Here is a 14,989-nt window from a genome sequence, read left to right as displayed (position 1 = left end):
GGCACAAACTATTGGCCATTGACATCCGTGACTACAGGCGGTCCGACAACCCTCCGCTCCTGCATCGCAAAGAGGAGTTTCTCGGCGTAGAAGATAGCCGCAGGGAGCTCTACTCGCGGTTGACCCGGTCAGAGATGCGTGCAGGGCTTTATGCCCACCCCGAGCAAATCGGACACCTAGGGGGGTGGGCGGCAACGTTGAGTAAGGCTGGAGTGAGGGTAGCCGGACACCGTCTCATAAGAACGAGGTAGCTGGAACGGGATGGTGGCAGCTGCGGATCCAGGCGTATCTGAAAAGCACCTTGCTGCTTGTTCAGGTGAACCAAGGTATAGCTGCTCTCTGGCGCCACAGCTATCGGCAACGCACCGATGGGGCTGGCTCGTCACCATTCCGGGCTGATTCAGGCCGGGGCAGAGCTCACGATGCCGCGCCTCATCCCGCTGGCGAAGGGTTCGTCAACGATCCCTTCGCCAGCGGCGCACGGCGGCGTGATACTCGGAAGACCGGCATCTGGTAGCGCTATCCCCAGGTCACTCCGCCAAGCAGCTCGTCGACCGACACGGGTTTTGCCCCACTATCATCCGCGAACGCCTCCGTCACCAGGTCGACGACCACAAGGGCTGCCGGCTGGTGTCGGACGTTGACCTGCTCCTGGATGTACTCCAACCCACCGTTGGCGTACTCCTCGAAGATCTTGAAGCGCTCGTCCATCCGGGTGTCGTCCATGATTTCCGGATCCTCGGTCACTACGTTGGCGGCGATCATGTTAATTAACGTGTCGCTGAACCCAGGCCCCAGCAGAACGTCGCTGCGGATATCCCCCGATGCGGTGGTGAACGGTACCCTCCGCTCTTGGCGGAACCCGACGGCAGCTGCGAAGAGCAGAATATCGCGGAAGGTCGAGAACCTGCCCTCAGCCTGGAGTTCCTTCATGAGGGCCTCGTGCTGCTGCGGCCTGCGGGCCCTGACGTCACTCGGTGCGGTTATCACTTGATCACCTTCAGCTCGGAGTGGTCGGAGTCGGCCGACCGGATATAGGGATACGACATGCCCTCCAGCTCGATATCGTCGGACACGCTGCCTGCCGCCGTCGTGTGGGTCTCGATGACCCCGAGGTGGCTGACATAGGGGAGTAGCTCGGTAACCACCTTGCCGAGGCCCTGGCTCTTGCTGACCAGGACGACGAGCTGCGGCGCCATCTTCGCGAGCGCCCGAGAAACGGCCTCCTGGTAATCCTGATCGAGTGAGCCGAAGGCCGCATCCATCACTATCGGGAAGGTTCCCGCGTCGTCGGCCGCCGCACCCTCGGCTCGGCGTTCCTTGCGAATCTCCCGCGCGAGCTTCGAGACAGCAGCGACGAAGCTTAGGCTCAGGATCTGGTTCTCACCCGTCGACTTGGGCACGGGCAGTTCGACGCCATTGACGTTCTTGTGGAGCGTCAGTTCGAAACCCTCACTGAGAGTGGGCACGTGTGCCTGGTGGGTGATGCTCTTGAACACCGACTTTAGTTCGGCATCGAGGCGGAGCCGCATGTCCTCTTCGCGGATCGCCAGAATCTCCTCGAGTGCCCGCTTCACCGATTGCACCAGGTCAGACCGGGAGCGCGCCTTGCTGGCCAACTCGTCGGTGACTTGGGCGCGGGACCTCTCCGTGGTCTTCTGGTCGATCTCCTTGGTGAGGTTGACCAGGTCAGTCTCGATGGCACCCTTTCGCTGGTTCTTGAGTGCGATACGACCTTCAAGGTCCATACGCTTTGTTTCCAGGGCTTGGACGCCCTCCTGGCGACTGTCCTTGAGCTTGCCGTCGAGTTCGGACTTTCGCGCTTCGAGGCGGGCGACTCGGTCCCGCTCAGACCCAATGCGATTGAGCAGGTTGGCGAGGTCGTCGCGCAGGCCTACCCGGGCGTCGGCTAGAGGCGCGATCTGGCCACTGACGCGCTGCCAGGCGGTCTCGACCGCCTGGAGGCCAGCCCGTTGACGCCACTCCTTCACGTGATCCCATGATTCTGAGTGTTCGGTGAGCGAGGTACCGCAGATACAGGTGCCGTCGTCGAGCAGCTTGTCCACGAACTCACGCTTCAGGGGCGCCGGCAGAGCGCCCTTCTGGTAGAGGCTGTCCGCCATCGCCTTGGTCTTCTGTCCGAGGATGTCTGTAAATGCCTGAAAACCCCGCGTCGCGATCAAGACGGCGCGATCGGTCAGAGCCTTGTCCCTCGCTGCTCGGGCCTCCGTCAACTCCTTCGTTACGGCGTCGCGCTCGGCCTGGATCGGCGCCGCTTCCGCATGCTGACGCAGCAAATCGGTGGTGCGATCGCGTTCCTCATCGAGAGTGGCAAGGTCGCCTTCGACTAGCTTGAGCTCGTCCTTGGCCCTAGTCTGCCGGTCGGTCAGTGTGTCGATCGCGTCTTGGATGGCACTCGCGGTCTCGCCGCCGTGCTTCTTGAGCTCGTCGGTTAGCCGCCGGTTCACCCTCGGCAGGTGGGCGATCGCACGCTCGACCTGCTCGAGATCGAGCAACACTTTGATGTCTTTCTGGACTTCGGCGTAGGCGCCCTTCTTCACGAGGTTCTCTATGCGCTCGCCATTAAAGAAGAAGAATCGGCTGACGCCGACTGGCAGGATGCTAAAGATAGTTTCCTGCGGCGCCTGGCTGACTTCAGAGGAACCATCAGGACGGGTTGTCCAGAGCTGAAGTTGGGCAGTGGCCGGGGCCCTGGTGGTCGGATTCCTTGCGGAGAGTCCCCTTGCGAACGAGGCGGTAGTTCTGACTCTCGTGGTCGAAGCACACCTCGACGGAGACATCGACCGAACTGCCGACTGCAAGCGACCGCCACACGCTGTCGGTGACCATGCGGTCCTGCTGCTCGACGTCGTCGGACATATTTCCGTACAGGGCCCAAGTGAAGGCGTTCAACAAGGTGGTCTTGCCGGCGCCGTTAGCGCCGAACAACAGGGTGACTGGTTTGATAGCGTCCGAGGTCAGTTCAAAGGACTGCGTGCCTTTGAACTGACGGAAGTTCGTGAGGCTGATCGATTGCAGTTTCACGGGATGATCTCCTTCACTGCGGCGACCAAGTCGTCGGTCGCGTCGAAGGCCTTGATGTGGAGCTTGGCGCGCTCGATCTCGAGCACGCGCTTTAGGAGAGCGCGCTGCTCATCGCTCAGTTCCTCAAGCACCTGCTTCTCGGTGCGATTCTGACTCACTCGGTTTCTCCCTTGTTGCGGTTGTCGTTCATCGACCCTCCTACATGTCCATGAGCTGGTACCGCTCCTTGAGCGGTCGCAGCGCTTGCAGTGTCGCTTCGTAGTTCTCGGACAACTTGCCGAACTCATTGGCCCTCTCGAACTCTCGAACGAGTAGCGCTCGTTCGACGTTGAAGTTGACACTTGTGCTCTCGGGCGGCACTGCGAGATAGTCCAGGATTACGGCGCGCTCTTTGCCCTCGGCAAGACGCAGCAAGCGACCGCGGCGCTGGATGAACTGCCGGGGGTTGCTGCTGCTCGCGAGCAGGTAGCCGATCCGGGCATCCGGGATGTCGACGCCTTCGTCGAGGCAGCGCATCGCAACGAGCGCTCGGAGGTCATCACCTGCACCGAAGCGGCGGAGCAGCACCTTGCGCTCCGGTCGCGGTGTCTCTGAGACGTAGGGGTGTGCAGAAAGGTGCAACTGATTCCCGAGTAGATTCATCACTTCGTCGACCTGCTTCGGACCGGGAGGCGCGCCAGTCTCCGCTGGCCTCCTCCCTTCGGCGCAGTAGGCGAGCTGAAACCACTCGTCGCGCCGGGCGTTGAGGTCCTCACGAACGGCGGCTAGCTTGCCCTCCGCGTGGCCGAGCACCCCCGCACGTTGACGCAGAAGGAATCCGAGCGGGGAGTCGGGATCAGCGTCCTTGAGACTGTCGCCGGCCCCGATCCGGGTCGCGATCTGCGCGGATAACTCAACGTAGAGACTGGTCTCGGCATCGTTCAGCTCGATCAGTCGAGGCAGGTATTCGTACCGGGTTAACGCACCCATCTCGATGGCCTTGCCGAGCCCCAGCTCGAAAATTATCGGGCCAAAGTAGTCGGTGAGAGAGTCAGTCCCCTCGTCGTCGAACCACCGTTCAGGCGTCGCCGAGAGAGCCAGGCGGTACGTGGCGTTGGTGGGAAGCGCTGAACGGTACGTCGATGATCCTAGGTTGTGCGCTTCGTCCGCAATGATCAGGAGTGGCAGAGTGATGCGCGCCAACACCGACTGGAACTTTTCACCTGCGAACGATGCGTTCGTGGCGACCAATGCAACGACCGGGCGCTGTCCCATGCGTGCCGCCGCGAGCTGCTCTTCAACCATCGGCAGCCACTTCTGGCTCGACTCGTAGACAGCGATGGGTTTGACACCGAAGTCTTCCACCTCGGTGATCCACTGGTCGACAAGGTGAGTCAACGGCGCCACGATGAGCAGCACCAGCGGCTGTTCGCGCTGGCGGAGGACGGTGGCCAGTTGGGTGGCGCCAATCATGGCCGTCTTGGTCTTCCCTGTTCCCGTCGCCATCTTGAGGATTCCGCGGCCCTGGCGGCCGAGCCAGGACGTGACTGCCTCACGCTGGTAGTCGCGGACGCTTATCCAATCGGGGATTGCTAGCCGGGTGGGCTCGCTTGCCCTAGTAGGCGTCGGCGTAAGTGCGTTGTCCGTGCCCAGTAGCTGGCGGTGTGGACGCTCGTCCCCGAGCTTGATGAGGCGGTCACGCGCGACATCGGGAAAGCGCTCCACGGAGAGGTGCGGCGTCTGGTTCGACCAGAGCGCCTGGAAGTCGGCTTCGAGCCGGAGTGCTCGCGTGCCATCGCCGGGAAACCAGCCGCGATACACCTCGACCGATTCGAAGTTGGCCATAAGGCCGCCGTACGTCTCGTTGCTGCTACCAGTGAATCCGACGAGGTCGCCGACATCGTCTCGGAAGACGCCGATTTTCTCGTGGTAAATCCCGACGCGGCCCTCCTGCTGGACGAAGGCGAGTTTGATGTCGAGACGCCCTTCGGCGATTAGCCGGCCGAGGAGTCCGAGCCCGTCGAGGACAGTGTCCGGCTGCTCCTGTTCGAGTTCGCGCAACGTGGCTCTCTCAACCACGGCCCTCACGTCATAGCCGCGCTCGATGTCGACAAGATCATCCTCATCCAGGTGCGGTGAGGCGACGAGCCGCATGGCGCCACCACGCTCAGCGAAGGTCTCGATGCCGCGTGCGAAGAGCGCGAGGCTGGTTGATGTGAAGTAACCGACGGCCCTGCTGTAGCTCGACGCCACGGTGAACGCGGGCACGAAGAATGTCTGTACGACATCTTCTTTGTCGCTGCGGTAGCGGTCGCTGAGGAGGAGCGACCGGAGTCCCCGGGGCGTAGCGGTCACAGCAGACCGAGTATTTCATTGACGTCGGCGCTGTGCCTGGACTCGGACGGCGTGTAGCCGGCCTCCAGTTGCTCCCGAATGGACAGCAGGAGTTCGGCGACGTCGTTATCTCCCCGCTCGCGGTAGCCGCCAATGATGCTCGAAGCGGGGGATTCGTCGGGCAGGGACAAAGCTCGAGCCAGTGCGGTTCGGGCTGCTTCACGGTCGATCTCCGGCGGGGCGCCAACCAGCGAGAGTGCGTCCGCGAGGGGATCTCCGATCAACTCGCGAGTCTGCTCAAAGGTGAAGCTGTGGTCCTCGTGGATCACGAGGAATGCTTCACTGTCAGTCGCCATGTCGTCCTTCATCAGGAATCGCCGAATCGTGCCGAATGAGGGTTGCGGGCCAGTCCACGCCACTGCCTGGGGTCCGAGTGGCGAATCAAGCTGCCGCGTTTCTCCGGCATGAAGGTCCAGCACCGTCGCGATGGCTTGTGGTGCGACTGAGCCGCTACCTCGCAGGTGATCAGTAGAGATACGAACTCGGTAGGCCCAGCCATCGGGGCGGCGGAAAAGCCGACGAGTCCGCTCGGGCGCACGCCGCGCTCCTTGCTCGGCAGTGGCAAGCTGGACCTTACCATCTCTGATTCCGAAGGGGGCGGCCCCTGCGTACGCGGCGACGCTGCTGCCACTTACGCTGTACCTGGCCGTGATGAACTCGATGATGTCGCTGAGTTTAGCCCGCCCACCTCCCTCGGCAACCTGCTGACGGATGATCGAACGGATCCCCGAATATGCGTCCAAGCCCCACTCCTTGAGGGCCCATCGATCCCGATCGACCCGTTCGAAACGGTCGTCGCCACTCAAGGCGTTCGCGAGGGAGCGTACGCTCCGTTCGAACACGAATCGGTCGACGATCTCTTGGGCCCTGAGCGGTGACCCCTCGATCGACAGCACGGCGGCGGCGTAATCACCAACCGACTGCGTGCGGGAGAGCACGAATTCACCGTCAACGATGTAGCCGCAGTGGCCAATCCACGCGGCACGGAGCTCCCCGAGCCGTTCAGGGTGCCCGGACTGGATGAGGTCAAACTCGTCGAGACGGACGACCCCGTACTGGTTGGCGCGCTCCTGGAGCGAAGTCTGCGTGGTGGTCTCCGCGGCGGTCATGGTCGGCATGACGCACCAGCCGTCCTCAATTTCGTAGCCGTCATCGAGGCGATCAAGGACGCGCCAAGCCGGTTGGCCGACCGTCTCGACAGCTTTTCCAAGCGCGGGGATGAGTTCGAGGAGCTCGTTGAGCGGTCGAATGGTGCCGATCAAAGTTCGTGCCGATTCGGCCACATCAGCCAACGCACCTCCCTCGGAGATGAAGGCGAGCATCGCACCGCGGGCCTTCCCCTCGATCTGGCGAATGCGTTCACGGGTAACTCCATGCTCGCCAGCCAGCCGATCGAGGGTCACCGGCTCGTCTGCGAAAAGTCGGCGCCCCAGGATCTGGGCTGCCCGGGGGTCTAGCATGCGCAGAGCAACATCGAAGCGCCCAGCGATGTCCAGTTTGAGCTCACCTTCGTTGAGGATCTGGTCGGCGGACAGGCATTCTAGCCGCTGGCGTGCCTTCAGTACTTCATCTGGGGTGCCGGGCGGTAGCGGGTCGCCAAGGACTGCCTGACCGGGCAGCCCAATGGTGGCAAACCACGTGGCGATCCGGGTCAGGTCATCGTTGACCGCCCACATCCACTCCGTCGGACGAACCTCGTCGGGGGGAAGAACAGAGGCAGCTTCGAACCGCTCCTTCTTGGACGTGACCGAGGGCGTGACGAAAGACGTCGACACGTCAGCCAGAGTCTGCAGGATGGCGTCGACGGTGCCGACTCCGACTTGGCGCCAGCTCAGCACGTTATCGAGAGTGAGCACCATCAGGTCGCCTGATCGCCCACACTCGAAGCGGGTCAAGGCGTTGATTGCACGGACTGGCAGGTGTAGCTGCAGCAAGTCAATTTCCGGGGACAGTCCGGGAAAGATCGATCCGATCGTCCAGTGCGAGAGACGTTGCATCGCCAGTTCGGCGATCTGCACGAGGTTGTCCCGCTTATTGGCCTGATCTGTTTCACTGATTGCTCGGCTCCACCGCAGGGAATCGCCGGTCCCAGCGGTGCCGGACAGCCAAGGAAAGGCATCGCCCCACGTGCGCGGTTGTAGGTAGTCGAAATCGAAAACCTCAGTCACTTGTCCCCCTGAACGAATGTCTCACCACCGCGCAGCGATCGGAGCTGACAGGAAACTTGCCAATACCAGGACTAGTGCAACGAGGGTGGACAACCGGAATTCGGCCGCGAGGGCCATGCTCTTGCTTATGATGGTCACGAATTCGATTGGAGTCAAATAGCCAAGTTACTTCTTTCGATTCTTGGACCCCGCATGACCGCTTTTTGCCTGAATGCGTGGTCACAAACCACGCCGCCGCGCAACACATCCTCAGGGCGGTGCGGGTGCGGTCGAAGATCGTCCCTGCCGTCACCGACGCTAGGCGCGAGCACCCTTTGATCATCCACAGTCCCGAACCGGGCGCCGGTAGTCGCCGCCGACTTTAGGGCAGACGAACCCGCCCGGCTAGCAGTTTTGCTAGGAACTCAAGCAGGACTCGTTTTGCTGAAACAGTTTTGGAACTGCCCGAAATTCTTCGCGTAATCGCCGCCGGCGCGCGGCATCCGCGTCGACAAATCGGCCATACGTCGGACTACTTCAGCTAAGGAGACACGCAATTCTTACGAACTATCGCCGATTGTCAATCAACTCCCGCGGCACCTCGGGGAGTCGTCTGGTAAATAGGGCATATGCAACGTCGATTTGTTCGCAATGCAGCTCTCTTGCCAAGGCAGGCAGCCACATGCCTGTGTAGTATCTGTCCTCAATTTCGTCCATCTCACCACAGGTCCAGGTCCGCTTCCTGCGTTGCGATGGCTTTTTGTTGAGGGGCGCTTCGACGTTGAGAAGACACCGCGATAGTTCCTGCAGAACTTCATCTTCAGTGGCCCATGATCGATCACGGAGGAGTTGCCCTAGGGAGAAGCCCCGGTCGTAGTCGCGGAGCAACTTGATCGATGCATTCGTCGCCCAGCCAGGAATCGGCTCTGCGACTTGCAGAGTTTGCCGTGGAGCACTAACTCCGAAAACCGGTGAGTTTGGCGCTTGGAGATGCGTCTCCGCTCCTGAGGGGCTTGGCGTGGCGGAGGGGCGACTAAGCGCATGCTCAGTCCGGGTGTACTGAGTACGCGGTACCGCTTGCGGTTCGTCGACGAGGGGAACGGGGACGGTGAAGGGTATTCCGGCATTTGCGGCGTCCAGTTCCTCAAGGAAGTGATCAGCATGAGCAGCGAGAACAGCGATGCGCGTCTCATCACGTTCAATCCATGAATGCTCGCGCTCGAGGGAATTTCGGTTTTCAACGACGAAGAGTGTCTTCCCTGCCCCAGTGACATGTAGTTGCCATTGAATTTGATCGCGATACGTTTTCACAGCGCTGGCCAAAGGCTTGGTCGATGTCTTGATTTCACAAATTGCGCCGTCACCAATGCCGTCAGGAGTGGCCAGATGGCGGGGGTTGATGCCAACGCAAAGTAAGCGGTTTGGCCTGATCCCGAACTTTTCTTCAACCCATGCGGCGATGATTGGTTCTCGCTCAATTCCGTGTTTGAACTGGGCAAATCGAGGGCCCTCATCTCCGGTCAGCTTCTCAAGGAGGAGCTGAGGGCGTTGGCTGCTAGGCCGGTTGTTCTGGAGAACGATCTTCCGCATATCTGTGGCTGAGACTCCACTTCGCCTGGCACGCAGCCATTCATCCCGGTCGTCCGACGAGACTGGATGTCCGTTGTTTCCAGCGAAGAATCGTATTCCGTCGAAACATGAAGGGTCTGTGAGGTGCCTCTGACATTCGGTGACGTCAGGGGTGGCAACGGACACCGAAGGTGGCAGGCCGCCCGCACATGCCTCCCCTTGGTCAGTCTGGTGAGGAGTGGCGCGACGGGTCTTTCCGGGACTGGCCCTCACTGCCGACGAAGCCGGGACGGAATCACGGGTTTGACCGCGAGTATTCTCAGGACCGGGGAGGTGCTGCTTTTGAGTCGTTGTGAGGCCGCTCGAAAACGCCCGGCGAAGGCCCTTCCAACCTGCCCCGATGAGCCAGCACAGTCCGGCGATGATGATTATCTCCAAATGGGCCTCCGCTACTCGACAAGGTCGTCGACATTGTTGCACAAGCCTCCGACATGAATTGCAGACTGGGCTGAGCACCGGGATGAAGCTTCGGGGCGTCGACATTCGCGGACGGCTTCGGCTCCCAGAATCGTCGCGATGTCGTCTGCGCTCAGACTGGCAGTGAAAGCGCGGCCTTCAACTTGGGGTGTGGCTTGTGAAACATGAAACATCCGACGCTAGGGCTTCGTTGGCAGGAGGCTGTGGATCATCCATTTCCTGAGTCTTGGTGTCCGCCGGGGGCACTAACGAGTGAGGATTGGTTTCGAAAGGAGATGGACATGACGGTCACGGCGATCGGTGTGGTTGGCAGGTGCCGGGTCGCACGAAGGCCCCGCGCCGAGGCAGCGCGACCCGGCGTAGCCGTCCCATCCGTCCGTGGAGACGTCGTCGATCTCCGGCGCGGGCTGGCCGGCTCCTTAAACGCCGGAGGTCCGCTTCGCCCCAAAGTGCGGGACACTGGAAGTCCCGACCATGAAAGCGGGCCATCTTAATGAGTCTCCAGCACGATGCCACGGCTTCACCCGGCTGACTCAGGGGGACTGAGCGGCGCCGGACGTCCGATCCGCTGCTGTATCCGTGGGACCCGCCCGTGGCCTCGGGTGTCATGGACGGCAATGAATTCCGGCCCCTGGAGCCTTCAGTCGGCGTGGATGAAGCCCTCGCTCAAGCCGGCGCGGCCCCGGTGGAAGCCCGCTCCCTGGTGGTCTCCATCGGCTCGAATTCAAGCTCCGACGTGATGCGGCGGAAATTCGCCAACTACCACCAGCCAGTCAGCGCGGTCCTGCCGCTGGTCCGGGGGCAGCTCCACAACATCGCCGTTGGACACTTCGCCCACGTGAGCAAGGCCGGCTACATCGCCGCCACCCCGTATCCGCTGATGGGAGAGTGCACAGCGGTCTGGTTTTCGTGGCTGGATGAGGTCCAACTGATGGCCCTCGATGAAACGGAGCCCAACTACCGGCGGATCGAGATCGACGGCGAAGCCTGCCCGCTCGTGGTGGACCACGCGGAACGGCCGGAGGAGTTCTCGCTGTTCACCTCGCGCTGGGGCGTACTGACCGACGGCGACGGCGGAAAGCTTCCCTTCCTCGACCAGTCCACCCTCTTCGATCTCCTCGCCGGCAGTGGCACCGGGGACCTGCTGGAGGAGGGGAAGTCCGTGTTCGGCGGGCCGCCAGAGCTTGTTGCCGAGCAGCTCGCACTACCCGAGGTCCAGGGGGTGGGCCAGGGAATGGTTCAGCTCGGCCGGCCTCGCCGCGCCGGTGGACTTCGACGGGCTTTGCGCGGGGTAGCCACCTTCTTGAAAGCCGCCATCACCGGGCGGCCATGTTCCCCGCGATGTGTTGCGCAATGTATTCGGCATCGCGGCCCACGCCCGCCACGATGGACAAGCCGTGCCCGGTCAGCCACGGCAGCCCGACGGCGTACAGGCCCGGTTTTCGGTGACGCCGCGGTGGTGCCGGGGGTAGTTCCACTCGTCCAGCACCGGGATGTCCAGGATGCTGAAGTCCAGCCGGTAGCCGGCGGCACAGAGAACCGACGTGAGGTTGGCGGCTTCGAGGTTCAGCCGCGCCGGCTCCGAAGGAAGCCAGTCTTCCTTCCGCGGCGGCTCCGGTGCCGGCATGCCGGTGGCAGCAATATAGCTGTCAAACATCGGCTTCATTCGCTGGTACAGTGTGGCCCCCACCTGGCCCAGGCGTTCCGGAAGGTCATCACTGAAAAGGAAGTCGCCGTCGTCGGCTGCGTCCAAATGGCCGTGCAGCCGGACGCCGTGCCGGCCGGGGTCCCGCAGGTGGATGTCGTGGCCGCAGTCGGCGCCGGACACCAGCGGGTTGCAGGCGAACCTCACCACGGGGGAGAGCAACTGCCCCACGGTGAGGCCGTTCAGTCCGTACTCGGGGCCGAACTGTGCAAGCTGCATCATCCAATAGAGGAGGTCCTGGCCGCGGTAGCGCTGAGGCAGCTCAGGACAACGGCCGCCGCGCGCCGACGCTGACCGGACCGGCCGACGCTACGTACTCCCGCCGTCGTCGTTCTAACCTTGCCTGCTGACCGGGCGAGGGAATCCTTGCGCCTTAGGCCCGGTTGCATCTGGCGCAGGCGGCGACAAAGTTCTGCAGGTTGGTGGAGCCGCCCTTGGACCATGGGAAGAAGTGGTCACCGAGCTCGGCGGGCCGCGGGCACCGCCGCCCGAGTCCGGCCTCCATCTCGCACTGGCCGCCGGCCCGTGCCATGCCCTCCCTGCGTTGCTGGCGGCTGAAACGCCGGACCTGGTCCCGGCGCCGCACATCGCGGGCGTGGATGACGATCGCAACAATTGTCAGAACAGCGAGGATCAGCCCCGGGGGAGCAACCGCAGTCAGAACGCTGTCAACCAGGCCCCGAAAGACCTCGGTGACGGTTGATGCGCCTTTCCCTGCGTCCGCTTTCCCCTTGGGCATCAGCGACAGGACAACCGAGACGGCTAACCACACGATGACAGCCGAGTAGGCAAGACGAAGAGCCTGCCCGCTCCAGTAGACGCGCTTTAGTTCCACTATCGGTTCATTCCCCCAAGTGAGCTCCAGCCGTGTTGCTGTGCGGCCACTGCAACAGATCGTACCGATGCTGACGCGGCAATATGTCCGGACTGCAAAAGAAACGCTGGGACGCCGCCCTCCTCGTTCAGGGTCTGTAGTCCCTAACCAACCCGCCGCGACGGTGGGAGGATCAGCAGGATGCCCGGGCCTCCCACTGGCCCCAGACTTTGAAAGAGCGTCACGTCCACCGACTGGAAGGACCATCATGAAGGCAGCACGTTTCCATGGCCGCAAGGACATCCGGATCGACGACATCCCTGAACCCGAGCTCCGGGCCGGCGCCGTGAAGATCGACGTCGCGTGGTGCGGTATCTGCGGCACGGACCTGCACGAATACCTGGAAGGCCCCATTTTTGTCCCCGCACCCGGGCATCCACACCCGCTCTCCTCCGAGGAGGCGCCGGTGACCCTGGGACACGAGTTCTCCGGGACCGTCTCTGAGGTCGGCGACGGTGTGGAGGGGATCGCGGTGGGCGAGAACGTCGTCGTCGAACCATATTTTGTGGACGGCGACTGTGACATGTGCAAGGCGGGCAGCTACCACCTGTGCAGGCAGATGGGTTTCATCGGGCTCTCCGGCGGCGGTGGCGGCCTCAGCGAAAAGATTGTGGTGGACCAGCGGTGGGTGCACCCCATCGGCGACATTCCCTTGGATGAGGCGGCCCTGATCGAGCCGCTCTCCGTGGCCCACCACGCGGTGGCGCGCAGTGGCGCCAAGGCCGGCGACGTCGCCCTGGTGGGCGGGTCCGGTCCTATCGGGCTGCTGACCGCGGCCGTCCTCAAAGGCATGGGCGTGACCACGATCATCAGTGAACTGAGCCAGGCTCGAAAGGAAAAGGCCGTTTCCAGCGGGGTGGCGGACCACGTGCTGGACCCCAGCCAGGAGGACATCCCGGCCCGGGTGCTGGAACTCGCTGGCGGCACCGGGGCCGACGTCGCCTTCGAATGCGCCGGCGTGAACGCTGTGCTGGACACCATGCTCGACGCCGTCCGGCCCGGGGGAGTGGTGGTCAACGTGTCCATCTGGGGCGCGCCCGCCACCGTGGACATGCAGAAGCTGGTGCTTAAGGAGATCGACCTGCGTGGCACCATCGCCTACGTCCGGGACCATCCCTCGGTGATCAAGATGGTGCAGGAGGGCAAGGTGGACCTCAAGCCGTTCATCACCGGCAGGATTGCGCTGGAAGACCTCGTGGAACAGGGCTTCGACACCCTCATCAACCACAAGGACACCGCCGTGAAGGTGCTGGTGCATCCGTAGCGGCGTGGGCTTAGTGCGTTGCGCCGGGATTTTTCGACCTTCGGTAACGCTGGGCTGTGTTGCGCGGCTCCGAGGCCCGCGGCGTAGGTTGAAGCTAGTCGGTCCGAGAGCCGGTGAGCTAGGTAACGGTCGGCTCCCTGTTGCCTCATGTCAATACCTCCGGGAAGGGCGCTTCGTTGCCTCACCTATTAACCTCCGGCTAGCTGGTGTGGCGGATGGGCCCCGTTTGTGGCGTCCGCTGGGACCGGGAGGGTGCGGGGCGCTTTCTTTGCCAGGGCGAAGGTTTCCAGCTGGGCGGTCAGTGCGCTGATTTGCCGTGAGAGTGCCAGCGGCTTGATGCGTTTGAATGCCGCGTTCATGGTGATGACCGGGCGTTGACGTATCTCGGTCCGGAGAACGGCGGGTTGGTGCGGTGTTTTGGCGGTGTCGTGTTTCTTGATCACCCGGGCGCCGACGCGGTCCTTGAGGAGGAGTTTCTGCTGGGGCATGAGGTAGTTCGTGAACGTCGCGTCCAGTTCCCAGATTTCGTTGAGTGTGGCCAGCTCAGCGGCCGTGTCGTAGCGGTAGTAGCCGACGAGTTCACGGACCCGGGACCAGTTCTTTTGCTCGACGTAGCAGCCATCGTTCTTGTTCCCTGCCCGGGACCGGGTGAACGTGATGCGGTGCTCCTCGCAGTAGGCGAGAAGGTGGTGGTTGATGAACTCAGACCCGTTGTCCGAATCGATCCCAACAACGGGAAACGGAAACCGTCCCAGGACGTAGTCGATAGCTTCGAGCACCCATTTGCGGGCCTTGTTAGGCACGGCACGGTTGATCGTCCACCCGGTGGCGATGTCTGTCACCGTGAGGGTGAAGCAGAACTCCCCGGAGCTGTTGCCTCCTTCGTGGCCGACCAGATCGATCTCCTCGAAACCGGGAACGGTGCTGTCCCAGTCGGCCCAGGTGCGCACCGTGATCTGATCCCGCAGGAGAGACCCGGGCTTGGTATGGGACTTGCCCCGCAGCACCAGCCTGGTCCGATCCGCGGTCATCTTCCGGTCGATCGTGGCCGCGCTCATCCCCGCCAGCAACACAGCCTGGGGGTCGGTCAAGTCAAGGGCCTTCTCCGCCCGCAACAGCGGCACCAGTACCGGCAGGAACGGGGCCAGCCGCTTACCGGCCGGCGCCCTCTCCACGGCCCAGCAGATCCGCAGCGCAGGCATCAGGGCAGCATCATCGTATTTACCGGCCCGCGGGGCACGGGCACGAACCACTTTCAGCTTCAGCGCCTCCCGCAGAGCCGCACGCGCATAGTCCCGGTGCCAGCCGGTCAAAGCCACCAACTCGTCCAGAACCTGGCCCTTGCGCACCCGCTTCGCACGGGCATAATCAGCAGCCATTTTCCTCGTCACCGCCCTGCGCTCACTCATCGAAAGCTCCATTGATCAGGCGTACCCGAAGCCGGGCCCCACGCACTACCCAGGCGGAGGTTTTCACATGAGGCAACGTATCCGGTCACGCGGAGGTATCAGCTGAGTCAACGCGGGGTGTTCCCT

General features: G+C 62.7%; 11 protein-coding genes. 1 reads left to right on the top strand and 10 read right to left on the bottom strand.

The genetic code is table 11. The features are described from left to right. Nucleotides 1-519 precede the first annotated feature (519 nt). The 9 genes from KY499_RS07720 to KY499_RS07680 all read right to left on the bottom strand — a co-directional run bounded on the left by KY499_RS07720 (nucleotide 520) and on the right by KY499_RS07680 (nucleotide 12,151). Nucleotides 520-990: a DNA phosphorothioation-associated protein 4 gene (locus KY499_RS07720; RefSeq protein WP_219886703.1), complete on the bottom strand. Its 471-nt coding sequence runs from the start codon at nucleotides 988-990 to the stop codon at nucleotides 520-522. After that, nucleotides 987-2,561: a hypothetical protein gene (locus KY499_RS07715; RefSeq protein WP_219886702.1), complete on the bottom strand. Its 1,575-nt coding sequence runs from the start codon at nucleotides 2,559-2,561 to the stop codon at nucleotides 987-989. Before KY499_RS07715 ends, KY499_RS07720 begins: the two co-directional genes overlap by 4 nt. Nucleotides 2,562-2,667: 106 nt before the next feature. Then, nucleotides 2,668-3,045, bottom strand: a complete 378-nt coding sequence (locus KY499_RS07710; RefSeq protein WP_219886701.1) for an AAA family ATPase — start codon at nucleotides 3,043-3,045, stop codon at nucleotides 2,668-2,670. Then, nucleotides 3,042-3,203, bottom strand: coding sequence for a hypothetical protein (locus tag KY499_RS07705; RefSeq protein WP_219886700.1), 162 nt, complete (start codon nucleotides 3,201-3,203; stop codon nucleotides 3,042-3,044). Before KY499_RS07705 ends, KY499_RS07710 begins: the two co-directional genes overlap by 4 nt. Before the next feature lie 40 nt (nucleotides 3,204-3,243). After that, nucleotides 3,244-5,379, bottom strand: coding sequence for a DEAD/DEAH box helicase family protein (locus KY499_RS07700; RefSeq protein ID WP_219886699.1), 2,136 nt, complete (start codon nucleotides 5,377-5,379; stop codon nucleotides 3,244-3,246). Further along, entirely contained in the window at nucleotides 5,376-7,586 is a 2,211-nt protein-coding gene (locus tag KY499_RS07695) for a sigma factor-like helix-turn-helix DNA-binding protein (protein WP_219886698.1), read from the bottom strand. The genes KY499_RS07700 and KY499_RS07695 overlap by 4 nt, the downstream gene beginning before the upstream one ends. Before the next feature lie 546 nt (nucleotides 7,587-8,132). Next, nucleotides 8,133-9,155, bottom strand: coding sequence for a hypothetical protein (locus KY499_RS07690; RefSeq protein WP_258191016.1), 1,023 nt, complete (start codon nucleotides 9,153-9,155; stop codon nucleotides 8,133-8,135). 1,861 nt (nucleotides 9,156-11,016) lie between these two features. After that, complete coding sequence (locus tag KY499_RS07685; protein ID WP_258191015.1) at nucleotides 11,017-11,538, bottom strand: hypothetical protein; 522 nt, start codon at nucleotides 11,536-11,538, stop codon at nucleotides 11,017-11,019. Nucleotides 11,539-11,689: 151 nt separating this feature from the next. Beyond that, entirely contained in the window at nucleotides 11,690-12,151 is a 462-nt protein-coding gene (locus KY499_RS07680; protein ID WP_258191014.1) for an HNH endonuclease, read from the bottom strand. A gap of 247 nt (nucleotides 12,152-12,398) precedes the next feature. On the opposite strand from KY499_RS07680, the gene KY499_RS07675 reads away from it, so the two are divergent. Next, entirely contained in the window at nucleotides 12,399-13,454 is a 1,056-nt protein-coding gene (locus KY499_RS07675; RefSeq protein ID WP_219886696.1) for a 2,3-butanediol dehydrogenase, read from the top strand. Between the two features lie 188 nt (nucleotides 13,455-13,642). Here the strand turns inward: KY499_RS07675 and KY499_RS07670 are convergent, their stop codons facing one another. After that, nucleotides 13,643-14,863, bottom strand: coding sequence for a transposase family protein (locus tag KY499_RS07670; RefSeq protein ID WP_219886695.1), 1,221 nt, complete (start codon nucleotides 14,861-14,863; stop codon nucleotides 13,643-13,645). Nucleotides 14,864-14,989: the final 126 nt, after the last annotated feature.

This window comes from Arthrobacter sp. PAMC25284 (genome assembly GCF_019443425.1).
Lineage (GTDB): Bacteria > Actinomycetota > Actinomycetes > Actinomycetales > Micrococcaceae > Arthrobacter > Arthrobacter oryzae_A.
The sequence above is the reverse complement of the archived record's forward strand: the minus strand, read 5'-3'. Positions and strand labels throughout refer to the sequence as shown.

Coding starts and splice junctions, on each gene's coding strand:
- KY499_RS07690 (WP_258191016.1), bottom strand. CDS start 9,155: ATGCGGAAGATCGTTCTCCAGAACAACCGGCCTAGCAGCCAACGCCCT.
- KY499_RS07685 (WP_258191015.1), bottom strand. CDS start 11,538: ATGATGCAGCTTGCACAGTTCGGCCCCGAGTACGGACTGAACGGCCTC.
- KY499_RS07675 (WP_219886696.1), top strand. CDS start 12,399: ATGAAGGCAGCACGTTTCCATGGCCGCAAGGACATCCGGATCGACGAC.
- KY499_RS07670 (WP_219886695.1), bottom strand. CDS start 14,863: ATGAGTGAGCGCAGGGCGGTGACGAGGAAAATGGCTGCTGATTATGCC.